Source organism: Thiofilum flexile DSM 14609 (assembly GCF_000380185.1).
Lineage (GTDB): Bacteria > Pseudomonadota > Gammaproteobacteria > Thiotrichales > Thiotrichaceae > Thiofilum > Thiofilum flexile.
The window spans coordinates 187,848-210,838 of the sequence record NZ_KB904769.1 but is presented as its reverse complement, the minus strand read 5'-3'; the positions used below and the strand labels follow the sequence as shown (position 1 = coordinate 210,838).

The window sequence follows — 22,991 nt, the reverse complement described above, 5'->3', positions numbered from 1 at the left end:
GCGGTCTTGTCGGCATAGATAGTGGTCTGAAGCATGCAAAAAAATGTATTAACAGCCTCCACCCAAACTAAGCATACTTTCTACTGTCCCTACCCACTTAATGATCTGAATATCACACTATTATGGGGACAGGCTAGGCAAATACTAGCCCATTAGATTATATCTACATCAGGCGCACAACGGTGAGTGAGTACAGGAAAGTGACGGCGGGTGCGTTCTAACTCCTCTAAATCCAATTCAGCCATGGCAATACCTGAGCCTTTTTGTAAGGTTGCACAGATTCTACCCCAGTAGTCAACAATCATACTATGCCCATAGGTTGTTCGCCCATTCACATGATAGCCCCCTTGAGCCGGTGCAATCACATAGGCGAGGTTTTCTATGGCTCTCGCTCGCAGTAATACTTCCCAGTGTGCTTTGCCGGTTACATCAGTAAAAGCGGAGGGAACTACCATAATCTGAGCACCCTGTGCGGCTAAATAGCGATATAGCTCTGGAAAACGGACATCATAGCAAACCGAGAGACCTAGCTTACCGAAAGGGGTATCGACCACAACGGGATTTTTTCCGGCTAGATTGGTGTCACTCTCGGCATAAATTTCAATCTCATCATCTAACATGACATCGAAGAGGTGCATTTTGTCATAACGCGCCACACACTCACCCGCATCATTAAATAACAGTGAAGCCGCATAAGGACGCTCAGGTTTATCCGAAGCGAGCGGAATGGTGCCACCTACAATCCACACTTTATGTTTTTTAGCAAGACGACTGAGCGTGTCTTGAATAGGGCCTGCCCCATAGGTTTCTGTCAATGTGACCCGATCTTGATCACGTAATCCCATAATTGCGAACGTTTCTGGCAGAGTCACCAGTTGTGCCCCTCTTTCCGCCGCATCCTTAACCAGACGCGATGCCTCCATTAGGTTAGCCTGTACTTGCGGCCCCGACGCCATTTGGATTGCCGCTACCTTTATCATAATGACTCTCCCCTCGTCTTAGATGGATATACTAGTAACGATTGTCGGTGCTTTAGCACTAAACATCAACACTAGCCGAAGAAGGGTGTGATCCATTCAGTATTTAGCCCGTAACATGACAGAAAATAAATACGACAAAATTATTTCAAAACCGTGAATGCTGGCGTTAGCCCAGCTTTGCTAGCCGCTTTGCAAAACTCCTTATCAAAGGTATGCATCAAACTATCACCGCACATACACAGGTGCAGGGTATCTGCAAAATCAGCGCCTAATTTATACCACTCAAGAGCCTGCCTAACTTCTATTAGGTTTTCTACTAGGATGTTCTCAGTTATCAGCACATGCTCGAAAAATGAGGCTATATCACTCCGAGATATTTTATAAATGGAGCGGAGTACCCACTCGCTCTCCAGTAAAACCGTTCTTGAGATGAAAACTTCGCTGTTATTAATCAGTTGTTCGGCAATATTCGCTTGATATTGGTCATCATTAACCGCAAGGCGCACCAATAAATTAGTATCAAACGCGATCATCCGTATACTCAACTGGTTTGCAAAGTGCTTCAGTGGAGACAGGTTCACCCTTATGCTGTAAAAATCCTCGTAAGGATTTTGCTGAAAATTTAGGCTGCTGAGTAGGTTTAGTCTGTAGTATTACCCCATACTCGGTTGTTACCAGCATTAACTCAACACCAATCCCCCAGTGCAAGGAATCTCTCACTTCTTTGGGTATAACAATCTGTCCTTTGCTGGAGAGTCTGACCGTTGCTGCCATCATAGTCGAAACCTCAAGTAAGATTAATGGTAAGACCATTAATTATGGTGGGTGTGATGGCAGATAGCAAGCCTAATCCCCTCCTGAGAAGGTATAACTCCAAACAACCAATGCCCCTCTATGTCACCTATTAGCAACAGTTCAAACATAAGGTTGTGGAGACTATATGGGTTTTATTTAATGATTTTTCTAAACGTTAAGCTAATACGCTCACCTGCGTTTTTAGCCTTCGGTATTGCATGCCACCAAGTTTCTTGCATTTCTTGCGACATATAAAGCAGTGAACCTTCTGGTAAGGGATAAGAAAACTCCTGTAAGTTGGCTTTATTGCGATACACAATGCTACGCACAGCGCCTAATGATATAATCGCAACCCCCGTTCCGGGCGCTAATGCTTCACTTGAATCAGAATGAAACCCCATAGAAGCATTGCCATCCTGATAATAATTAAGAAGGCAGTTGTTGGGGTAAAACCCTAACTCCCTCTCAAGCGCTTTACAGATTTCATCGAGTACCGGCAACATTTCCGTTTGTGGATACGCCATCTGCGAGTAGTCATATGAAACGCCAAAGCTTGCTGTCTTTCTAGCCTTCATGCGCTCATCCCAATGCACGGTATCCCGTAAAGTGACAAATAATACATCGGGACGCTCCAAAAAATTTTCTTGTCGATATAGAGGTGGTCTATTCATATCTGCTTGTTACTAACCCATTATTCGTGTTTAACCTCCGTATAATATCCGCTTTCATCCCAAGAACTGCCAACCCCCGCTAGCAATTAGCACTTACCAAATTCTCGCCATAGCACTACACTACTGCGCCGCTATTATTAACTTTTAGGTAGTTCATGGATTCTCTGATTGGTATGGCTTGGCACCCTTTTCATACGGATATACCCCCTCAACCCACCCCCCCATGGCTGCAAGCGTGGTTAGGGGTGGCGGGGTCATTGACTACACAACTCCAAACTATCTGCCAATACACCTTTCAAGTACAAGTTCTCAAACACGAGTTTACCCCCTGCTCGGAGTTAATGAGTAAAGCATTAGGGCTGCACCCTTTCAGCTCCGTCCTACAACGTGAAGTGTTGCTTTGTGATGGCGATACACCGCTAGTATTCGCTAGTTCTGTGTTACCTGAAGCCGCATTGGTGGATCATTATGCTGAACTGCGTGAACTGGGCGCTCGCCCCCTCGGTCATTGGATTTTCGCCGAGCCAGTGTTAAAACGTGCGCTCATGTATTACGCTGAACTTCCTAGTGAACTGGCCTTTTTTGCGAATATTCCACCCATGGCTAAAAGCACTCCGCAGCTTTGGGGTCGCCAGACGTTATTTACGGGTGCCTTACATCCCTTGGTAGTCAGTGAGTTTTTCCTACCCGCACTGATTAATTACCCGCAACCTAATGAGAGCATACCCCTATGACTACCTTATGGTTACGTAATCCCTTAGCCTTATTTGATGGCTTAATAGAGCGTCCTAGTGCGGGTATTGTGATTCAAGATCAGCGCATTATTGAGGTATTGGACGCACAGCAAACGCCAAGTACTCCCATTGATCAAACCTTTGATGCGAGTGAATACGTTATACTGCCGGGGCTAATCAATACTCATCATCATTTTTACCAAACGCTGACCCGTGCTTATCCGGAGGCTTTGAATAAAGAGCTGTTTCCGTGGTTAAAAACCCTCTATCCAGTCTGGGCAGGCTTAGAGCCGGAGATGCTAGCTGTTGCAACTGAATTGGCTTTGACCGAACTCATGCTCTCTGGCTGTACGACTGCTGCGGATCACCATTACCTCTTCCCTACTGGTTTAGAATACGCTATTGATACGCAGGTGGAAGCGGCAAAAAAAGTGGGTATGCGCGTCACACTCACGCGCGGCTCTATGAGTTTGGGTAAAGATCAAGGTGGCTTACCTCCTCAATCGACGGTACAAACCGAGCTGGTGATTTTAGACGATAGTGAGCGCCTGATTCGTACCTATCATCAGCCTCATGAAGGTGCAATGGTACAAATCGCCCTGGCTCCCTGCTCCCCTTTTTCGGTCACGACTGAACTGATGCAAGCTAGTGCTCAACTGGCTCAAACCTATCAGGTATCGCTTCATACTCATTTAGCCGAAACCCTAGACGAGGAAGCGTTTTGTCTCAAACGCTTTGGCCTCAGAACGGTTGACTATTTAGACCGTGTGGGTTGGTTGTATAATCGGACATGGTTAGCGCACGGCATTCATTTTAATGATGAAGAAATTCAGCGACTTGGCAAGGCTGGAGTCGGTATTTGTCACTGCCCTAATTCCAATATGATGTTAGCCTCCGGTATTTGTCGTACCTTAGAACTTGAACAAGCTGGCAGTCCGGTAGGACTTGGAGTAGATGGATCAGCCTCTAATGATCACTCTAATTTAATCAGCGAAGTCCGACAGGCATTATATTTGCAACGGTTACGTTATGGTGCGGCACGGATGACCCATTTGGATGCGTATCGTTTTGCCACGAGTGGTTCGGCTAAGGTACTAGGACGCAGGGATATTGGGCGCATTGCGACAGGCTATCAGGCTGATTTAGCATTATTTAAGCTAGACGAGCTACGTTTTTCCGGTCATCATGACCCATTAGCGGCACTGTTATTAGGTGGAGCACAACGCGCCTACCGTGTGATGATTGCCGGACAATGGACTGTCGTGGAGGGTGCTCCCATACACATCGATATAAAGGAATTAATGCAACGTCACCAAGCCGCTGCGCGACGCTTAGCCCAAAAAGCCCGCGCTTAATTGCAACAGATTTTACCCCCATGAGGATTAATACATGCGCACATTTCGTGTCAAACAATGGTTAGCGGCCTTATTAACAGGCGCTAGTTTAACGCTAGCCAGTTTAGGTGCTCAGGCAGAAGACCCTTTTAAAGTGGGTTTTATTTATGTAGGGCCGGTTGGTGATAATGGTTGGAGTTATCAACATGACTTAGGCCGTAAAGCCGTCGAAAAAAATCTGGGCGATAAAGTCAAAACCACTTATATCGAAAGTGTTCCCGAAGGTGCTGATGCTGAGCGTGCGATTACTAACTTGGTTAAAGATGGTAATAAACTCATTTTCACGACCTCTTTCGGTTATATGAATCCTACGGCTAAAGTCGCCAAAAAATACCCTGATGTCACCTTTATGCATGCCACAGGTTATAAACAGGAAAAAAACCTCGGCACTTATATTGCTAAAAGTTTTGAAGGTCGTTATGTCGCGGGTTTCTTAGCGGCGAAAATGACTAAGAGTAATACCATTGGCTATATCGCCTCCTTCCCTATTCCAGAAGTTATTCGTGATATTAATGCCGTGCAATTAGCCTTAAATCGTTATAACCCTAAAGCTAAATTAAAAATTGTGTGGGTTAATACGTGGTTTGATCCGGGTAAAGAAGCCGATGCGGCGAATACTTTAATGGATCAAGGCGCAGATGTGATTCTCCAGCACACCGATAGCCCTGCAGCAATGCAAGCGGCTGAACGTCGGGGTGGCGTGTATGGTGTAGGCCAAGACTCTGATATGTCACGCTTTGGTGAAAAAGCGCATTTAGTGTCTGTGGTGCAAAACTGGGAAGATTATTACACAGGTGTCGTTAAATCAGTTATGGATGGTACTTGGAAATCAGGTGATTTCTGGGGTGGCATGGCTGAAGGTGTTGTGACCTCTAATAATTTTAATCCAGCCCTATCTGAGGAGCTAAAAGCTGAAGCCACTAAAATAATTGATGAGATTAAAGGCGGCTATAATCCTTTCACAGGCCCGATTAAAGATCAAAAAGGTGAAGTGAAAGTCCCAGAAGGCTCTAGTATGAGTATTGCTGATCTAGCCAAAATGGATTGGTATGTTGAAGGTGTGGAAGGCGATATTCCTAAATAATCAAGCTCTATAGCTTTAAATAAAAAAGCCAGATTTTAAAGTCTGGCTTTTTTATTTACCTAATAAAAAACCATTTTAAGTGCTCTTCGGCAATTTCTTATTAATAAAAAATATCAATTTATTCCATATAATATATCTATTTAGATTACGAGTGATTTGTGCCATATACCTCGAATAGCCCAGATATCCTTAGACTTGGGAATTTTCCACCTAGACTTCCACTAAGTATTAACAGATAATTTAGTAAAAGCTACGTGTCAGTATTTTCCATAAAAATTCTTAATCTGTCCCTTATTTTTAGGTATACTATTATGGACTCCTATTCCAAAAACCCTAAAACTAATTTAGCCTCCTCGGCATTAGTTACTATATGCGCAATATTATTGGTTCCAAAAGCCTTAGCTGAAGTCAACCCAAAGAATCTAGAGTTACCTCCTAAGCACTCCTCAACGCCTACTTTTAGAGCTGCTGCTGCCACTGCAGGAACTGATTATGCAATCATTAGCAATGGCACAATACAATTAGGAGTTAATAATACAGGTAACCTAAATGTACCTGGTGCAGTCTCGGCTGGAGGTACGCCTTATGTAGGATTGCGCTATGTACCTACTAATAATGACTCCACATCACCTGGCTGCTTATGTGAAGGGTGGGGTGTTGCCGATAAAGTTAGTGGTGTAACGGGTTATGCCAATCAAGATGCGGGAACGGATGGACTAACTGTAGAGTCGTTTACATCTACTGGAACAACAGCTACCTCCGTTGTTACAATAGGCAGTACATTTAGGGTTACCCATGAATACTCCCCAACATCTCTTACACCTAACTTGTATGAGGTCAAAGTAACTATTGAGAATATTAGTGCTAGTGAGGTGGAGGTTTTGTATCGGCGCAATATGGATTGGGATGTTGAGCCAACTGCTTTTAATGAATACGTCACTGTAAAAACTAATAAGCTACCTAATGTAGTGTTCACTAGTAATAATGGATTTGCTTCTAGCAATCCATTAGCTGGACCTAGTGATATTGGTTACACAGGAGAATTTACTGATGCAGGGCCTGCTGATTATGGCGCTTTATTCGATTTTAACTTTGGTAAGCTAGCTGCAAGTCAATCTAAAACATTTACTATTTACTATGGAGCTACACCTGATGAAACTTCAGCCTTGGTGGCACTTGATACGGTAGATGCGGTACAGACTTATTCTTTAGGGCAGCCTAGTAGTAGTTTACCAACCGACGGGACTCCCAATACTTTTATATTTGCTTTTAAAAATGTAGGGGGGATTGTTGATACTGATGGTGATGCACTTCCTGATGAGTGGGAAAAACTTGCTTCAATCGGTGGAATGAATTGGAATGAAGCAAGCTTTGGAGAGAATCCCAACAATGGTTTACCAGATGTTAATAGAAAAGATGTGTACTTGTGGGTAGATATCTTACCACCACCTATTATCACTAAAGATGGAGTAGATCAGTACGCCTATACTCCATTTTCAGATCAAGCTATTAGGAGGGTGCAAAAAGCTTTTGCTCTTCATGGTGTAAATCTCCATGTTTATGTAAATCGAGTTACATTATCAAGATTACAAGAATCTGGCTTAAGTAGATCGGCCTTTCTTTCAGATAATACTCCTAACGTATTGGATCCTGATAATATTACCATAAACGATAATATTAAAGCGGGCTTAAAAGAATACAAAGAGAAGTTTGGTTTTAGTAGCTTAAAAACCCCCAATCAAGAAAATACCCGTGATAGTATTTATCATTATGCATTAGTAGGAGCAAAATTTTATGATAAAACTACAGCTCTACCATGGTCTGGAATAGCACTTTCTGAAAATAATGCTATTTTTATATCTGCCGGTATAAATCTCTGGAGTGAATCAATGCAAGCTGGCACTTTAATGCATGAATTAGGACATAATTTGGGGTTGGGTCATGGTGGCCCATGGTTTAAATTTACCAATGGTGTCATAGTTGTTGAGAATAATGGCACACCGAAATATAAAGATAATTTTGATGATGTCAATTCCTTTAATAATAAACCAAATTACTTAAGTATCATGAATTATGCCTTTCAATTTTCAGGGTTAAATGTAGGCAAGGAGGATTATAAATTTGACTATGCCTCATTCAATATAGGCGATATTAATGAGAATACAGTTTTATTCACAAATGGTACCGATAATGATGTGAGTAAGCGTTGGTTTACAGATATCACTCATGGACCTATTGTACCTGAGGCCATGAAAAGCATTGTATATGGTACTAATATAGCGTGTGGTTATACTGACAGTGATGACAGTGAAGAGGGAAAGGGAAAGGGAAAGCAACCTGCTTTTTTAGTTCAAAAAAATGATATTGCTAACTACAAATCTGACCAAGTTGTTTATTCATTTAATAATAAGGATGAATACTGCTATAACATTTTAAATAGTGATCATAATTCTGATCATGAGAGAGATAAAATTTTAGGTAGTTATAGTGATTGGCCTGAAATTGCCTACCAGTATGGTACTATAGGCAATGGAATTGGTTTAATTCCTGGTATTGATAAACCAGATTTTTCTGATTCTTATGCAATTGAAGAGAAAAATCAAGAGCCTAGTATTGAAGAACTACATTATACTCAATCCTATAATGTAAGCGTATCTACTAAAGACTTTGAAAGATCATTAAATAGTACTAATGATAAAATATTGCATCAATTTACTGTAACTAATATGGGACTACTCGCTGATACTTATGATCTTAATACATGGTCTGATAAAGGTTTTACAGTTAATTTACTAGGCGATAGTGTTTTAAATCTAGCCCCCGGCGAGTCAAAGTTAGTAACCCTCGAAATTACAGCACCCGCTACAGCTTTGGAGAATGACACTGACCATATAACCTTTAAAGCAAAAGGGCGAGCTTATGAAACCGTTGACTCAAAAGAGGTCTGGATTACATTAACTAACTCTGCCCCTATAGATAGCGACGGCGATAGACTAGATAATGATGCAGAATCAGCTATTAAAACTGACCCTAATAACCCCGATACCGATGGCGATGGATTATTAGATGGTTTTGATCCCAATCCCTTAGTAGCAGATACTACAATAGTAAATTCTTTTACTATTCCTACTAAATTTAATAACGACCCAGATACATTGGTTGAGTCTGATGCTGTTACCATAACTGGCCCATCGATAAATGTCCCTATTTACATTCTACAAGGTGAGTATTCTATAGATGGTGGTGAATTTACTAAACTACCCGGCGAAATAAAATCCGGTCAAACAATAGTTGTGAGACTACAATCCTCTACAACAGCAGGTGCCTTTAAATCAACCCTAGTTAATATAGGTGGTCAGACTGCTGAGTTTAAAGTACACACTTTCGATGTTAATAATCATACTCCTGTAGCACAAAATGATAGTATTAGCACTCATACAAATACTCCTGTCACTATTTCTAATATCCTAGCTAATGATACAGATGCTGATAATGACTCTCTAACTATTACTACTTTTGATACAAGCTCTACTCAAGGAGGTAAAGTAGTTAGTAATAGCGATGGCACACTTACCTATACTCCTAAAACAGATTTTGTAGGGAATGACTCATTCAACTACACCATTTCCGATGATAGGGGGGGAACAGCTACAGCTACGGTTAGTATTACCGTTGAAAAGGCAAATACTTATCCAATAGCAAAAGCTGATAGTGCTACCACTAAACAGAATATAGCGGTTATCACAAGTAATGTACTGTCAAACGATACAGATACTGATGGGGATACTTTAACCGTTAGCACCTTCGATGCTACCTCTGCGCAAGGAGGCAAAGTAGTCAATAATGGCAATGGCACATTTACCTATACCCCTAAAACAGATTTTGTAGGGAGTGACTCATTCAACTACACTGTTTCTGATGGTAAGGGTGGTACAGCTACGGCTCAGGTAACTATTACTGTTCAGGCTAGCAGTCGAGGTGATGGTAGTGGTAGTAGCTCAGGTGGTGGCGGTAGCACCGATCTCTTAGCAGTTTTCGGGCTATTTTTCTTAATGCTGTTACGCTTTTTCAAAAGAAAATAGCATAAGTAAATTGAAGGGGAGATTTTAATAAGGGATCTCCCCCTCTACTAATGAATCTATTTTCACATTAAGGAACTTAGTCATGAAATTAAAAATCATATTATTGTTTATAATAGTATTATTAAAAAGTCAGGCCTTTGCTGGTGGCCTATCAAAAGGCTTATATACGGGCATAGATATTGGCGCTACTAAAAATAAAGCCAATACTAGTAACCTAGTTACCAATCCTAATCGCTGTGCTACAGCGGGTGGGGCTTGTAGGGCAGATACAACTGATCAGGGTGCAAAAATCTACTTTGGTTATCCCCTTAATAAAAACTGGGCTATCGAAGCTGAATATACTGATCTAGGAAAAATAATAAATGGCTCAGTTAATCAAGGTGGGGTAAATGATCAATACTCACAAAAAACTAATGGAGTAGGTCTGTCAGTTTTAGGAAAAATTAAAGCTAACTCATACCTATCCTTGTATGGCAAAGTAGGGGTATTTCACTGGATTAGCAAAGCTGATGCCAGCTTTTCACCTAGTGTTACAGGTTTTGGAGCATCCACATCACGTAAAGAAGCAGGCACAGATGCTCTAGTAGGAGTAGGTACGGAGTACGCACTGTCTAAAAACTGGAGTTTACGCCTAGGCTGGGATCGCTATTTTAATGTGGGTGAGACTGGCAATATGTTAGATGAAGGAACCTCTACTTGGCGTACATTAGATACTGATGTAGATTTTTACTCTCTTGGTATCAACTATAGGTTTTGAAACTTCAACCACATGTGAGATAATTTCACACGCAAGAGGTTTACTACATATTTAAACATGATAGATAACACAGTCGTGATCTGCGTTGAATAACAAGACCAATCCCCTACCGATTCAAACGGTGATGAATCGGTAAGAGGTTGAGTGAATATGTGATAGAGGAAAAGCGGTCTTGTGTGGGTAACAGTAATAGTACAAGATAGAATTAACGCTTACCAAACCATACTCTTTTCATCAATCCATCTTTTAATATAACCTGATGGTAGATAGCACCCACTATATGCAGCACAATAGTAGCCATTAATAACTTAGCTATAATTCCATGTGCGGCTCGGGCTGGAAAGGCACCGAAGCTCTCCGGTAAGGCTTGCCCTGAGCCGCCGAATACGATGTCGGGTAATCCTGCACTAGCTGCTAAGGCGATACCACTTCCTGCCATCACAATCACTAATAAATTGAGTAACACATGCACTAAAGCGCCTAGTTTATCTAACAGTACATTACCCGTTGTAGCATGAACAGGGGCTGTTGTTGTAAAGCGCACAAAAATACGCACTAAAGTTAAAATTAAAATGACCCCACCTGCGATCATATGCCCGCGTAATGCATTAATTTTCTCAGGGTCACTATTCGGGGTCTTGTCTAAGACAACAGCTCCCATTACTAAAGCTACTACCAACATCAGCGCTAATAGCCAATGTAGTGTTACTAGTAAGGGATGATAACGCGCGGGTGCTTGGGTCATTTATAGTCCTTTAGTCAATCAGCAATCAAATCACAGGAGTGTAGCCCATTACTGTAATAATTAAATTGCGAAATAACATTTGCACTTGAGTAGCCGTAACAACTTAGTGCAATCGACTCAAATCATGAAATTGCCCATACTCTTTCATTGCATAGCGGTCGGTCATGCCTGCAATATAATCGGCAATCACGCGAGCTTTATAGGTTTCATCATCCGGCTTAGTTTTAATAAAATTCTGATATTTAGCAGGTAGTAATTTTATATCCTGCATATAAATAGCAAATAAAGTACTAATAATTTTTTGGGCTTTCCAGGTCATGCGATACACCGTGGGGTGCATATAAAGGTTTTGATAGAGAAAGCTTTTTAATTCATTTTTTTGTGCTAATAATTCAGGACTATAACGAATTAATGGACTAGTATGTTGGCGTACTTGCTCAATACTATTGACCCCTGCTTGTTGCAGCATAGCCGTACTAGTTTCGGTTAAATCAATCACCATTTTACCAATTAAGCGCCGTACAATTTCGTGCATTAAACGCCGCTCTTCTAATTGTGGATAGCGTTGAATCACCTCGGTATAAACGGTTGCAAATAAGGGCACCTCGCAAAGTTGCTTAATGCTGATTAATCCCGAACGCACTCCGTCATCCATATCATGATTATTATAAGCAATTTCATCCGCCAGATTAGCGAGTTGTGCCTCTAAACTCGGCTGTGTTTTATTGATAAAACGCTCCCCTATCTCACCTAGGGCAGCAGCATTTTTGACAGAACAGTGTTTTAAAATACCTTCGCGGGTTTCAAAGGTCAGATTTAGCCCATCAAAATCAGCATAGGAGGTTTCTAATTGATCGACTACGCGCAGAGATTGCAAATTATGCTCAAAGCCACCGAATAATTTCATACACGCATTCAGCGCATCCTGCCCTGCATGTCCAAACGGGGTATGCCCTAAATCATGCGCGAGGGCTATCGCTTCGGTTAAATCCTCATTCAAGCCCATATTGCGTGCCACCGCACAGGCTACTTGTGCAACCTCCAACGAATGCGTCAAGCGGGTGCGATATAAATCACCCTCATGATTCACAAATACCTGCGTTTTATACTCTAAGCGGCGAAAGGCCTTAGAGTGAATAATCCGATCCCGATCACGCTGAAACTCGCTGCGATAGAGCGGTGCCGACTCTTGAAATCGACGCCCCCGACTAGATTCTGGTTTAGCCGCATAATTAGCCGTCATGATTTAAAGCTCACGGTTAAGGACACGCTGTAGAGCGCCCTGATCAAAATCATTTGTCACGATACCTTTGCCCATTTTTTGCAATAGGATTAAGCGCAAGGAGCCATCTAGCACTTTTTTATCCACTGACATATAGCGCATAAAATCACTACCTGTCATGGTAGAGGGTGGCTCAATGGGTAATTTAGCCCGTAGTAATAAATCCCGAATCCATTGCACCTCAGCAGCACTAATCCAGCCCATGAGCATAGAATGCTCGGCAGCCATCACCATACCCGCTGCTACGGCTTCACCATGTAACCAATTCCCATAGCCCATCGCCGCTTCAATCGCATGCCCAAAAGTATGCCCCAGATTTAATAAGGCACGCTCGCCCTCTTCACGCTCATCGGCGGCAACCACTTCAGCTTTATGCTGGCAAGAACGGAAAATAGCCTCGGCTAGGATATCTGGATCACGCGCAATTAATTGCTCCATATGGGTATCAAGCCATGCTAAAAACGCCGTATCACGAATCAGGCCGTATTTAATCACCTCAGCAATCCCCGCACTCAACTCACGCGCAGGCAAGGTATTTAAGGTATTGGTATCAATAATCACACATTGCGGCTGATGAAACGCCCCAATCATATTTTTACCTAAAGGATGATTAACTCCTGTCTTACCCCCTACGGAGGAATCGACCATCGACAATAAGGTGGTCGGGACTTGAATAAAATTGACACCCCGTTGATAGGTGGCTGCGGCAAAACCTACCATATCACCCACCACCCCACCGCCTAGAGCAATCAAGGTTGTTTTGCGATCGGCTTTGTTTTCGAGCAAATGGGTGAAAAGGGTATTACAGGTATCGAGTGTTTTATATTCCTCACCATCGGGCATAATAGCGGCTGATCTATTTAAATCCGTTAAAGTACTCTCTAACGACTCCAGATATAAAGGTGCAACCGTGGTATTGGAAATGACAGCGACTCGTTTACCTCGAATAGCAGGACGAATCAGTTCGCTCTGACTCAATAGGTTCTGACCAATATAAATAGGGTAACTACGCTCCCCTAAATCAACCTGCAAAGTTTGCATGCGTATGTCCTTTATGCGTTGCAATGAGTGGGAGTTTTGTCTGAATATCACGCAATACCCAAGAGAGACGTTGCCGCCCTGAGGTAATAATTAAATCAGCGACTTCACAATAAAAGGGATCACGCACTTTTAATAAGTGGCGTAGGGTTTGGAGGGGGTTATCGGTTTGCATCAATGGGCGTGCGGTATCGTGTTTGATGCGTTCGTAAAGCTGTTCGGGGCTGGCTTTGAGATAAATGACAACACCATTATTCATCAGGCGCTGTCGATTGATGTCGCGCAAAATAGAACCACCGCCAGTTGCTAATACAATACCTTGTTTAGCGGTCAGTTCGGCAATCACTTCCTCTTCACGATCTCGAAAACCATTTTCTCCTTCAATTGAAAAAATAGTGGCAATGCTAACGCCAGTTTTTTCTTCCAAATAGCGATCAGAATCAAAAAACTCTAGCTTTAACCGGCGCGCTAATTGTTTACCTATGGTGGACTTACCCGCGCCCATCAACCCCACCAGAATAATATTCTCTTGCATGGTGGAGTTATGCCAGCAGTGGGCGCGGGAATCAAGTCCTTGTCGCTATTAACGCCTACTCATCGCCGTGGTTTTACTCGAATCGATGATTTTTGGAGTTACGAAAATCAATAACTCACGCTTTTCGCTACTATTATCGGTCTTACGGAACAACTGACCAACCACGGGTAGATCACCAAACACTGGCACCTTATTCACCGTATTCAAGCGTATATCCTCATGCACGCCACCTAACACCACGGTTTGACCATTACTGACCATGACACGGGTTTGGATTTCACGGGTATTGATACTAGGAATATTTTCGTAAACCGTGCCAACAGTATCCTGATTGACTTTTAAATCCATCGAGATATGTTCATCCGGTGTAATCTGCGGCGTTACCTCTAAACTTAACACCGCTTTCTTAAAGGCTACGTTAGTCGCACCACTTGAAGAGTCTTGTAAGTAAGGAATTTCCACCCCTTGCTCAATCACGGCTTTAGTTTGGTTTGAGGTAATTACACGCGGTGTTGCAATCACTTCACCTTTGCTCTCAGCTTGTAAGGCGGAGAGTTCTAGCTCCAACATAAAGTCTTTAGCTAAAATGGCAAAGCCATAGCTACCGGCAGCTCCCGTCACAGGCATATTGACGCTTAATAAATCATTTAAAGCGATTTTCTCACCATTGGCTTTACTCACGGTCGCATTGAGATTACCCGAACCTAGACCCATACTATCCTTATTTTTCCACTGTGGGTTGACCCCAAATTTAGCGCCAAGCTGCTTACCAAATTCATCGGTTGCCGTCACAATGCGCGACTCAATCAGAACCTGTTGCACTGGAATATCAAGGGCTTTAATCAACTCACGAATATCACGTACACGGGTAGCCGTATCTTGAATCAATAAGGTGTTGGTACGGTCATCTACCGACACATTACCGCGATCCGATAATAAGGAGTGGTTTTTATCACTAGAACGTTTTTGGATTAAATTAGCTAAATCGGCGGCTTTAGCAAAGTTAATCGGAATATATTCTGTCGTTAACGGCTCTAATTCCACTTTACGCTTAGCGACCTGTAATACTTTTTCTTCTTTAGTTTCCATCTCCGATTGAGGAGCAATCCAGATCACATTACCATTTTCACGCATACCTAGATTTTTGGTTTCTAATACAATATCTAAGGCTTGATCCCAAGGTACGTCTTTCAAGCGCACAGTAATATTGCCGGTGACCGAATCACTGACCACAATATTTTTATCGGTAAAGTCAGCCAATAACTGTAAGACGGCTCGTACTTCAATATCTTGGAAGTTTAAAGAAAGTTTCTCGCCATTGAATTCTTTCTTTTTCTTAGCCGTTGCAGGTGTTGGGTTAGTAATATCATTCCCATCCAACTGAATCTCAGTGGTGGTTGCTTGTGTATTACGAGTCGGCTCAATATGTACCGTCACCCGCGCACCTTGACGATCCATACGGTAAGTATAAGGAGTGCCATTAGTATTTAGGCTAATAACCCCCGTATCACCTTCTTGTTTCACCTGAATATAAGAGACGGGTGTCGCAAAATCGGTCACATCTAAGCGATTACGTAAATTTCCAGGTATATTACTACCATCTAAACGCAAGGTTAGTGATGAACCGCTTTTATCCTCTTGAATTCTAGTATCTGCACTCGGCAAATCGAGGATTAAACGCGCCCCACCATTCGGTGAACGTCTAAAGTCCATACCACGTAGCGTGGGTGTAGTTGCAAAACGCCCATTTTGCGCGACGGGATAAGGCTGAGGGGCAGCAGCATAGGGCTGAAATTGATTCCTAGACTGAGTGGGTGGCAAATTACGATATTGTGCTTGCCGCTGCCGCGCTAAGGCTTGTTGTCTTGCGGCTTGCTGCCTTAAGGCCTGTTGTCTTGCTGCTTGTGCGGCTTGCTGTCTTTGCGTTTGTTGTGCAGCTTGCTGGCTCGCCGCTTGTTGTGCTGACTGATTATAATAGTCTTGACTGTATTGTTGGCTAGCTAATTGAGCAGATTGGCTCGCATCTTGATAATAACCATTATCCGCAACCGCTAAAGGAACCTCTGGTAGCGCATCAGGCGCTCTAAAACGCCGACTAGTCTCTGCCTGTGCATTACCACCACCGTTAAAGGTTAGCAGTAATCGATTAGCTGACTGCATATTAACGCTATACTCAGCAAAATGATCTAGCTCAATAACAACCCGTGTTTGGCCTTTGCTATTAACCGCCTTAATATTACGCACCACACCTGCTCTAACCTGATTACGGCGCACCACAGGATTCACATCAACCCCCGCAAAGTCAAAGACTAAGCGCGGTGGATTATCCATCATAAATCCTTGAGGGGTATTTATTGGGGTATTAAATTGTAAGCTCAATTCGGTCTTGCCACCGGCTAAACTGGCCTGCACTGCTTGCAACTGGTTGGCAGCAGCTAACACTGGGCTAGTGGAACCAAGTACTGCCGCCATGACGGCAACCAAGTAAAGTTGCTTTATTGTTTTCATTATTAGCTAACCTTTATTATACGGCACTCTTAGCCTTTATTTTTGGGGTCAAATAGGGCGATTGAGTTTTCTTGCTCTTTAAAACCACCAGAACCATTATCGACAATCTCTAGTAGGTTAATTCTCGCCTCTTCGATACTTAAAATTTTACCACGATTTAAACCTAAATAATTTCCGCGATGTACCCTATGAATAGTTCCACCCGGAATTTGTACTAAGGCCCACAGCTCATTATTTTGACGTACCGTACCCACCATTTTTAAAGCATCAAGGGGATAGCTTTCTAAAAACTCTGGTGTACGATTCTCATCTATTTTAACCGAACTAACTGCTGCTACTGTTGCTGTAGGCTCTACTACCTCACGTGCTACATTTGCCATACTGAAAGGATCACTTTCATGGTTGGGGTAAATAAAACGCACATAAGGTTTTATCGTGGGTATTGGCTCAATAGGAGCAGGTTCACGCATTTTAACTTTTTCGACATAAGACTCCAAATCTCCCAGATCATTGGAACATCCTGTTAACGCTAAGAGAGCTAATAAGATAATAGCGCCTTTATGATAATGTTTAATAAGCATGATTATCACCTTACCCCTTTTTTGCATTACTAGGCTTTTCAGCCTTTTGCTTAACACTTTCTTCTAGATAGCGATAAGTCTTAATCACAGCTTCCATTCTCAAACGGGTCATAGCTTGCTCATCCGCTCCTAAGCGTACCAATCCTCTAGATTTCTTTTCTTTAGCTTTATCAGGATCTTCTGCAAAACTCAGCTTAATATCATGAATAGTGACAATACGTGGCAAACCAGAAATATCACTCACAAACATAGCTAATTCACGGTAATTACCTAAAGCAATTAATTTAATAGGTTTTTCTGCATAGAACTCCTTTTTAACCTCAGACGTAGGTTCAAATAGCTCAATCTCCAAACCATTAGAAATACCTTTTTCAGAAATATCGACAATCAAGGCCGGAATTTCTGTATCACTCGGTAACTGTTGAATTAGATTACCAAAAGAATTCTGCATCTCCTCAAGCTGCTTCTCGTAGCTTGCAAGCTGGCTAGCGCGGCGCTGGCGTGACTCTAAGGTTTGTTTAAGCTCTCCTTCTTTAGCCACCACCGTTTTTAAGTTTTCAACGCGATCTACAATCAGAAAATGGTAACCCGCAAACAAAATTAAACCTAAAGCAACCAAAAGAGCGATCAGTTTTACTGACCAAGAAACACTAGCCGGATCTTCTACTAGGTAATTAAAGTCTTGTAATTTCATGACTTATCACCTCGGCGATTTTTTTGCGACACATCTAAGCTAAAATCACGTAATTTACTATTATTACTTTTATCTTGTAGCTCTTTTTCAATTTTAATCAGATTCAAATTAGAGGAGCTGAGCCATTGTGATTCATCTAAACGATTCATATAGCTGGAAACCCGTGCATTAGACTCTGCTTTGCCGGTCAGACGAATTAAATCACCGGTTTGCGTTAGGCTAGTTAAATACATCCCTTGAGGTAGAGCCGTTGCTACTTCATCAAATAAATGCACAATAGCTGGGCGCTTACCTTGTAAATCTTCGATAATCGACATGCGATCTAATAAAGCCTGACGTGTAGCATCTAGTGCTTTAATTTTCTCAATATTTTTATCTAATACGCTGATTTGATTTTGCAAAAAGCTATTGCGGGCTTCTTGATTAGCAATAGCATTATCCATATACATATTGGCTAAGAATATTAAACCCGCACCTAATCCTAGTGTGCCTAATAAGAGCGCAATAAACTCGGTTTTTTTACGTTCGCGCTCACGTTCACGCCATGGGAGTAAATTTAAACTAGCCATTTATACAATCCCTCTTAAGGATAATCCGGCAGCAATTAATAAAGTTTGCATATCATTGGTAAAACGGATGGGACTGACCTTACTGCTTAAAGCCACCTTTTGAAAAGGATTGACAATTTTAACGGGTGTACCAATAACGGTTTGAATTTGTTCATCAACCCCCGGAATACGTGAGCATCCCCCACTAATTAAAATCTGGCTCACGCTATCACGTTGACTAGAGGCATAATAAAACTGCAAAAAGCGATGTAAATGACGCACCATACTTTCTTTAAAAGGCTCTAATACTTCAGAAATATAATTTTCGGGTAAATTACCTTCTTTTTTAGCTAACCCCGCCTCGTGCCAGGTCAGACCATAGCGATGCATAATCTGCTCAGTCAGTTGTTTTCCCCCAAAGGCTTGCTCGCGCGAGAAGGTTAAGCGGCCTTTTTCAAACACCGTAATCCCCGTCATAGTAGCTCCGAAATCCACCACGGCGACCGACTCATACTGATTCAGCTCTTCGGTTAAGGTACGCAGTACTAGCTCTAGCGCGTGGGTTTCAGTGTCGACAAGATCAACGGTTAAGCCTGCCATTTCAGCCGCTGCGACTCTAACCTCGACATTCTCGGTGCGAGTGCCGGCGAGTAATACATCGACCGTATTAGGATTATTAAAAGAAGGGCCTAAGACCTCAAAATCGTAATTAACCTCTTCCATCGCATAGGGAATATGCTGATCGGCTTCTAAGGAGATTTGGGTCTCCATTTCAGCCAAAGGAATGCTCGCCGGCATAGTGATAATTTTATTAATCGCCATGGAGGTGGGTATGGCTAGGGCACAATGACGTAAACGGGTACGGCTATCCTTAATCACTTTACGGATGGCCTCACCAATCGGTTCGGGTTCGACGATGTCTTTTTCATTACAGACACCTTCGGGTAAGGCTGCTACCGCATAGCTTTCGATACGGTATTCACGCCCCTTACGGTTCATTTCAACCAGCTTAACGGCTGAGGAGCTGATATCGATGCCTAATAAGTTTGTTTTACGACGATAGAAAGAAAACACGGGTTATCTCGCTCTTATTATTAAAAATTAGCCTTAAGCGCTTTTAAGGTAAGCCAGCTTAAATTAGGGCGACTGTTTATGAACTAAAGTCTACCTTGACTCTACTAAACGTTCCGCTCTTTCTGATGAGCGGGAAACCAGCAAACCACTTCAGACTGGCTAATAATCACGCCAAAAATCCCCTGTCATCGGCCTAGGGTGGGCTTTTAGCCTCAGGGAATAGGCAGTCGTACAACAACGGTTAACCCCTGTCATGGCATACTGCTCTAGTAAGGCATCATTCTTAATATAGGGACTCGGCATAATAATGATTCTAATCGGTCGTTTTCTAACCTTTCTTGTGAGTGCAGGATTAGGCTCGCTTTTATCACTCCTCATGACTGGCCTATTAGGTCTGGTATTATTGTATTTATATTATTCGCCGCGCTTACCTGATAAAGCCGCCTTACATCAGATTGAGCTACAAGTACCGATGCGAATTTATGATCAAAATCAGCAATTACTCGCAGAATATGGGGATGAATTGCGCCGCCCGCTTTCTTTTAATGCCATTCCGCCTCAGCTCATCAATGCCTTTATAGCGATTGAAGATTCGCGCTTTTACGAACACCGTGGCATTGATCTCACAGGGGTTGCCCGTGCGATGAAGGGGGTGCTCTCCACGGGTAATGCCAGTCAAGGGGCGAGTACGATTACGATGCAGTTAGCGCGCAATGCTTTCTTAAATAGTCAAAAAACCTTCGACCGTAAGCTCAAAGAAACCTTATTAGCTTTAAAGATTGAGGAAAATCTTTCTAAACAAGAAATTTTAGAAATTTATCTCAATAAAATTTATCTCGGTAATCGCGCCTATGGGATTGGTGCCGCCGCTGAGACTTATTATGGTAAGTCCGTACAGGAACTAAATTTAGCTGAAATGGCAATGATTGCCGGTCTACCTAAAGCACCCTCGGCCTATAATCCTATTGTTAATCCTAAACGTGCTATGGAGCGACGTGACTATATTTTATTACGCATGTTGCAACAAAACTATATTACCGAGGCTGCCTATCAAGAGGCGATTGCCCTTCCCAATACCGCCTCCGTACACCGTACGGAAATGAATGCGGATGCGTCTTACTTTGTGGAAATGGTACGTTTAGCCGTCATTGAACGCTTTGGGCAACAGGATGCTTATAACCAAGGCTATCATGTTTACACCACCCTAGACTCTAAAGCTCAGCATGAAGCCACCCAAGCCTTACGCACAGAATTACTCGCCTATGACAAACGTCATGGCTATCGCGGGGCAGAGGTTAAACTGAATTTAAGTGATTTTAAAAGCCATGATGCACTCTTAAGCGAACTCTCTAGTTATCCGACCTTAGGCGATTTACAACCCGCTATTGTCTTAGAAAGCAACCATCAACAAGCTCGCCTACTTCTGAGTACTGACGATGAGGTGACCTTAACCCTACCGCAAGTGGAATGGGCACGTCCCTATATTTCAGTAGATCGACGTGGTTCTAAACCTAAATATGTGAGTGATGTCTTAAAAGCGGGAGATTTAGTCCGCCTCAGCACTGAAGCGGATGGCAGTTTCAAACTCAGTCAAGTCCCCAAAGTCAGCGGGGCTACCCTCTTATTAGATGCTAAAGATGGGGCGATGCGGGCAATGGTAGGTGGATTTGATTATAACCAATCTAAATTTAATCGTGCGATTCAAGCGCGTCGCCAACCCGGCTCTAGCTTTAAACCCTTTTTATATGCCACCGCGTTTACCCAAGGGTATACACCTAATAGTATTGTGAACGATGCCCCCATTACGATTCAAACATCGAGTGGTAATTGGACACCACAAAACTATGGACGCCGTTATATTGGCCCTACCACCCTGCGCGAAGCCTTAGCTAAGTCACGTAACTTAGTCTCCGTGCGCCTATTGAAAACCATTGGGATTCAACCCTTGCTTGATTACGCCATGCGTTTTGGTTTTGCTCCGCAAGATTTACCAAATAATTATACCTTAGCCTTAGGTACAGTGATGACAACGCCTCTGCAAATGGCAACCGCTTACGCCACTTTTGCCAACGGGGGTTTTAAAGTTGACCCCTATTTCATCACGCGCATTACCAATAGCAATGGTGAGGTATTACTCAATGCGCGTCCTGATCGTGCCTGTGGTGATAATGTGGAGTACTGCACTATTACGAATACGGGGCAAACCAATCCTTTACTCGTAGCAAGTGTACAACCGGCTGCAAAACGTATTATGGATGAGCGCACGCATTACTTTACCATGCAGGTCTTGCAAGAAGTTGTCCAAAAAGGTACTGCCAGCCGTGCCTCTAAAGTACTGAAACGTAAGGCACTAGGTGGCAAAACCGGTACAACTAATGACCAAAAAGATGCTTGGTTTTGTGGCGTCACACCGGATTACAGTGCCGTTAGCTGGATAGGCTTTGATAATATGAAAGAATTGGGCGATGGAGAAACGGGAACCAATGCCGCACTACCAGTTTGGATTCAATTAATGGCTGGGGTCTTAGGTGATAGCCCGGATATAGTTTGGGCAGAACCCGAAAATATGAAGCTAGCTCAACCTATACCTAGTAATCGTGATACTGCCGATGATGTGCCCGCTAATGCAGCCGATAAAATGGTGATCAATGCCGGACAATCGAATAGCCGCCCCTCACCGACCCCACGTTTTGAGTATAAAAATACTCGACATTTAACAGAAGCAGCACCTACTTCTGCGCCAGCAGTTTACACACCGCGTGCAAGTGTTGATAATGGGCGTCCGAGACCTGCCCCAACTCGACCCTCGCGTCCAGTTCAACCACGCTCGGAAGCTGTCGAAATACCTGAACAAATATTCTAAATGTATACACCTACTCAAGATTTACGCCGTCAAATCGCAGAAGAAGCGGCTCGGTTAATTTATGATGAAGGCTATCGTGATTATAGGATAGCCAAAACCAAAGCCGCCCAACGCTTTGGGCAACAACAATCCTACTTGCAACCCACCAATGAAGAGGTTGAACAGGCTTTACAAGATCATATTCGCTTATTTGAATCGGAAACCCAGCCTGCTATTTTGCGCCATCATCGTGAAATTGCACTTGAGGCCATGGATTTTCTGCAAGCTTTTCATCCTGTATTAGTCGGTGCTGCGTTAGAGGGCACTTCGGGACCCTTATCAGCGGTCACATTACAGCTACGAGCCAATGCGCCTGAAGAGGTCATGATGCACCTCGATGATCACCAAATCCCCTTTCAAACCCAAGAGCGGCGGCTGAATTATGGCAAGAGACAGGATTACTATCCCCTGTTTCGCCTCTATGTCGATAATATCGAGGTGGAGTTATTAGTCATACCGGATGATCCCCGCTTTGCCAATGCCGCCTTAAGCCCCATCACAGGCAAGGGCATACGCCGGGCTGAACCGCAGAAAGTGCGCGAGTTATTAGCGGAAATGGAGTGAGTAGGTTTTAGTAGCAATATTTT

Annotated in this window: 20 protein-coding genes; 7 read left to right on the top strand and 13 right to left on the bottom strand. The window is 42.9% G+C overall.

Features of this window, described 5'->3' with window-relative positions:
* Nucleotides 1-152 precede the first annotated feature (152 nt).
* From A3IK_RS0110770 to A3IK_RS0110755, 4 genes are all read right to left on the bottom strand, one after another.
* Entirely contained in the window at nucleotides 153-980 is an 828-nt protein-coding gene (locus tag A3IK_RS0110770) for a carbon-nitrogen hydrolase family protein (RefSeq protein WP_020559989.1), read from the bottom strand.
* Between the two features lie 140 nt (nucleotides 981-1,120).
* Nucleotides 1,121-1,513 carry a type II toxin-antitoxin system VapC family toxin gene (locus A3IK_RS0110765; RefSeq protein WP_020559988.1) on the bottom strand — a complete coding sequence of 131 codons (393 nt, stop codon included), beginning with the start codon at nucleotides 1,511-1,513 and terminating at the stop codon, nucleotides 1,121-1,123.
* Nucleotides 1,500-1,757, bottom strand: a complete 258-nt coding sequence (locus tag A3IK_RS0110760; protein ID WP_020559987.1) for an AbrB/MazE/SpoVT family DNA-binding domain-containing protein — start codon at nucleotides 1,755-1,757, stop codon at nucleotides 1,500-1,502. Before A3IK_RS0110760 ends, A3IK_RS0110765 begins: the two co-directional genes overlap by 14 nt.
* Before the next feature lie 170 nt (nucleotides 1,758-1,927).
* The gene (locus tag A3IK_RS0110755) at nucleotides 1,928-2,446 is read right to left on the bottom strand and encodes an alpha-ketoglutarate-dependent dioxygenase AlkB (RefSeq protein ID WP_020559986.1); all 519 of its coding nucleotides are present in this window, start codon (nucleotides 2,444-2,446) and stop codon (nucleotides 1,928-1,930) included.
* A 155-nt stretch (nucleotides 2,447-2,601) separates the two neighbouring features.
* On the opposite strand from A3IK_RS0110755, the gene A3IK_RS0110750 reads away from it, so the two are divergent.
* From A3IK_RS0110750 to A3IK_RS0110730, 5 genes are all read left to right on the top strand, one after another.
* Nucleotides 2,602-3,180: a chorismate--pyruvate lyase family protein gene (locus A3IK_RS0110750; protein ID WP_020559985.1), complete on the top strand. Its 579-nt coding sequence runs from the start codon at nucleotides 2,602-2,604 to the stop codon at nucleotides 3,178-3,180.
* Entirely contained in the window at nucleotides 3,177-4,535 is a 1,359-nt protein-coding gene (locus A3IK_RS0110745; protein ID WP_020559984.1) for an 8-oxoguanine deaminase, read from the top strand. Before A3IK_RS0110750 ends, A3IK_RS0110745 begins: the two co-directional genes overlap by 4 nt.
* 34 nt (nucleotides 4,536-4,569) lie before the next feature.
* The gene (locus A3IK_RS0110740; protein ID WP_020559983.1) at nucleotides 4,570-5,658 is read left to right on the top strand and encodes a BMP family ABC transporter substrate-binding protein; all 1,089 of its coding nucleotides are present in this window, start codon (nucleotides 4,570-4,572) and stop codon (nucleotides 5,656-5,658) included.
* Between the two features lie 311 nt (nucleotides 5,659-5,969).
* Nucleotides 5,970-9,740, top strand: coding sequence for a cadherin-like domain-containing protein (locus A3IK_RS20360; protein ID WP_020559982.1), 3,771 nt, complete (start codon nucleotides 5,970-5,972; stop codon nucleotides 9,738-9,740).
* Between the two features lie 82 nt (nucleotides 9,741-9,822).
* On the top strand, nucleotides 9,823-10,497 hold the full coding sequence (locus A3IK_RS0110730) for an outer membrane beta-barrel protein (RefSeq protein ID WP_020559981.1): 675 nt from the start codon (nucleotides 9,823-9,825) through the stop codon (nucleotides 10,495-10,497).
* 205 nt (nucleotides 10,498-10,702) lie between these two features.
* Here A3IK_RS0110730 and A3IK_RS0110725 read toward each other — a convergent pair whose 3' ends face one another.
* From A3IK_RS0110725 to pilM, 9 genes are all read right to left on the bottom strand, one after another.
* Entirely contained in the window at nucleotides 10,703-11,242 is a 540-nt protein-coding gene (locus tag A3IK_RS0110725) for a cytochrome b (RefSeq protein ID WP_020559980.1), read from the bottom strand.
* 103 nt (nucleotides 11,243-11,345) lie between these two features.
* Nucleotides 11,346-12,485, bottom strand: a complete 1,140-nt coding sequence (locus tag A3IK_RS0110720; RefSeq protein ID WP_020559979.1) for a deoxyguanosinetriphosphate triphosphohydrolase — start codon at nucleotides 12,483-12,485, stop codon at nucleotides 11,346-11,348.
* A 3-nt stretch (nucleotides 12,486-12,488) separates the two neighbouring features.
* Complete coding sequence (aroB, locus tag A3IK_RS0110715; RefSeq protein ID WP_020559978.1) at nucleotides 12,489-13,565, bottom strand: 3-dehydroquinate synthase; 1,077 nt, start codon at nucleotides 13,563-13,565, stop codon at nucleotides 12,489-12,491.
* Nucleotides 13,546-14,097, bottom strand: coding sequence for a shikimate kinase AroK (gene aroK / locus A3IK_RS0110710; RefSeq protein WP_020559977.1), 552 nt, complete (start codon nucleotides 14,095-14,097; stop codon nucleotides 13,546-13,548). Before aroK ends, aroB begins: the two co-directional genes overlap by 20 nt.
* A 48-nt stretch (nucleotides 14,098-14,145) precedes the next feature.
* Nucleotides 14,146-16,605, bottom strand: coding sequence for a type IV pilus secretin PilQ (locus A3IK_RS0110705; RefSeq protein ID WP_020559976.1), 2,460 nt, complete (start codon nucleotides 16,603-16,605; stop codon nucleotides 14,146-14,148).
* A gap of 29 nt (nucleotides 16,606-16,634) precedes the next feature.
* Nucleotides 16,635-17,186, bottom strand: a complete 552-nt coding sequence (locus A3IK_RS0110700; RefSeq protein WP_020559975.1) for a pilus assembly protein PilP — start codon at nucleotides 17,184-17,186, stop codon at nucleotides 16,635-16,637.
* 10 nt (nucleotides 17,187-17,196) lie between these two features.
* A complete protein-coding gene (locus A3IK_RS19200; protein WP_020559974.1) occupies nucleotides 17,197-17,880 on the bottom strand; it encodes a type IV pilus inner membrane component PilO in 684 nt (227 codons plus the stop codon).
* Nucleotides 17,877-18,449, bottom strand: coding sequence for a PilN domain-containing protein (locus A3IK_RS0110690; RefSeq protein ID WP_020559973.1), 573 nt, complete (start codon nucleotides 18,447-18,449; stop codon nucleotides 17,877-17,879). Before A3IK_RS0110690 ends, A3IK_RS19200 begins: the two co-directional genes overlap by 4 nt.
* Entirely contained in the window at nucleotides 18,450-19,502 is a 1,053-nt protein-coding gene (pilM, locus tag A3IK_RS0110685) for a type IV pilus assembly protein PilM (protein ID WP_020559972.1), read from the bottom strand.
* 307 nt (nucleotides 19,503-19,809) lie between these two features.
* On the opposite strand from pilM, the gene A3IK_RS0110680 reads away from it, so the two are divergent.
* Both A3IK_RS0110680 and A3IK_RS0110675 read left to right on the top strand, forming a co-directional pair.
* On the top strand, nucleotides 19,810-22,365 hold the full coding sequence (locus A3IK_RS0110680) for a penicillin-binding protein 1A (protein WP_020559971.1): 2,556 nt from the start codon (nucleotides 19,810-19,812) through the stop codon (nucleotides 22,363-22,365).
* The gene (locus A3IK_RS0110675; RefSeq protein ID WP_020559970.1) at nucleotides 22,366-22,968 is read left to right on the top strand and encodes a hypothetical protein; all 603 of its coding nucleotides are present in this window, start codon (nucleotides 22,366-22,368) and stop codon (nucleotides 22,966-22,968) included. It abuts the gene before it with no gap.
* Nucleotides 22,969-22,991 lie beyond the last annotated feature (23 nt).

Excerpts from the sequence above, each read along its gene's own strand:
- aroK (WP_020559977.1), bottom strand. The coding sequence starts at position 14,097 with ATGCAAGAGAATATTATTCTGGTGGGGTTGATGGGCGCGGGTAAGTCC.
- A3IK_RS0110770 (WP_020559989.1), bottom strand. The coding sequence starts at position 980 with ATGATAAAGGTAGCGGCAATCCAAATGGCGTCGGGGCCGCAAGTACAG.
- A3IK_RS20360 (WP_020559982.1), top strand. The coding sequence starts at position 5,970 with ATGGACTCCTATTCCAAAAACCCTAAAACTAATTTAGCCTCCTCGGCA.
- A3IK_RS0110765 (WP_020559988.1), bottom strand. The coding sequence starts at position 1,513 with ATGATCGCGTTTGATACTAATTTATTGGTGCGCCTTGCGGTTAATGAT.
- A3IK_RS19200 (WP_020559974.1), bottom strand. The coding sequence starts at position 17,880 with ATGAAATTACAAGACTTTAATTACCTAGTAGAAGATCCGGCTAGTGTT.
- A3IK_RS0110745 (WP_020559984.1), top strand. The coding sequence starts at position 3,177 with ATGACTACCTTATGGTTACGTAATCCCTTAGCCTTATTTGATGGCTTA.
- A3IK_RS0110705 (WP_020559976.1), bottom strand. The coding sequence starts at position 16,605 with ATGAAAACAATAAAGCAACTTTACTTGGTTGCCGTCATGGCGGCAGTA.
- A3IK_RS0110725 (WP_020559980.1), bottom strand. The coding sequence starts at position 11,242 with ATGACCCAAGCACCCGCGCGTTATCATCCCTTACTAGTAACACTACAT.
- A3IK_RS0110675 (WP_020559970.1), top strand. The coding sequence starts at position 22,366 with ATGTATACACCTACTCAAGATTTACGCCGTCAAATCGCAGAAGAAGCG.
- A3IK_RS0110690 (WP_020559973.1), bottom strand. The coding sequence starts at position 18,449 with ATGGCTAGTTTAAATTTACTCCCATGGCGTGAACGTGAGCGCGAACGT.
- A3IK_RS0110720 (WP_020559979.1), bottom strand. The coding sequence starts at position 12,485 with ATGACGGCTAATTATGCGGCTAAACCAGAATCTAGTCGGGGGCGTCGA.
- A3IK_RS0110740 (WP_020559983.1), top strand. The coding sequence starts at position 4,570 with ATGCGCACATTTCGTGTCAAACAATGGTTAGCGGCCTTATTAACAGGC.
- A3IK_RS0110700 (WP_020559975.1), bottom strand. The coding sequence starts at position 17,186 with ATGCTTATTAAACATTATCATAAAGGCGCTATTATCTTATTAGCTCTC.
- aroB (WP_020559978.1), bottom strand. The coding sequence starts at position 13,565 with ATGCAAACTTTGCAGGTTGATTTAGGGGAGCGTAGTTACCCTATTTAT.
- A3IK_RS0110750 (WP_020559985.1), top strand. The coding sequence starts at position 2,602 with ATGGATTCTCTGATTGGTATGGCTTGGCACCCTTTTCATACGGATATA.
- A3IK_RS0110755 (WP_020559986.1), bottom strand. The coding sequence starts at position 2,446 with ATGAATAGACCACCTCTATATCGACAAGAAAATTTTTTGGAGCGTCCC.
- A3IK_RS0110760 (WP_020559987.1), bottom strand. The coding sequence starts at position 1,757 with ATGATGGCAGCAACGGTCAGACTCTCCAGCAAAGGACAGATTGTTATA.
- A3IK_RS0110680 (WP_020559971.1), top strand. The coding sequence starts at position 19,810 with ATGATTCTAATCGGTCGTTTTCTAACCTTTCTTGTGAGTGCAGGATTA.
- A3IK_RS0110730 (WP_020559981.1), top strand. The coding sequence starts at position 9,823 with ATGAAATTAAAAATCATATTATTGTTTATAATAGTATTATTAAAAAGT.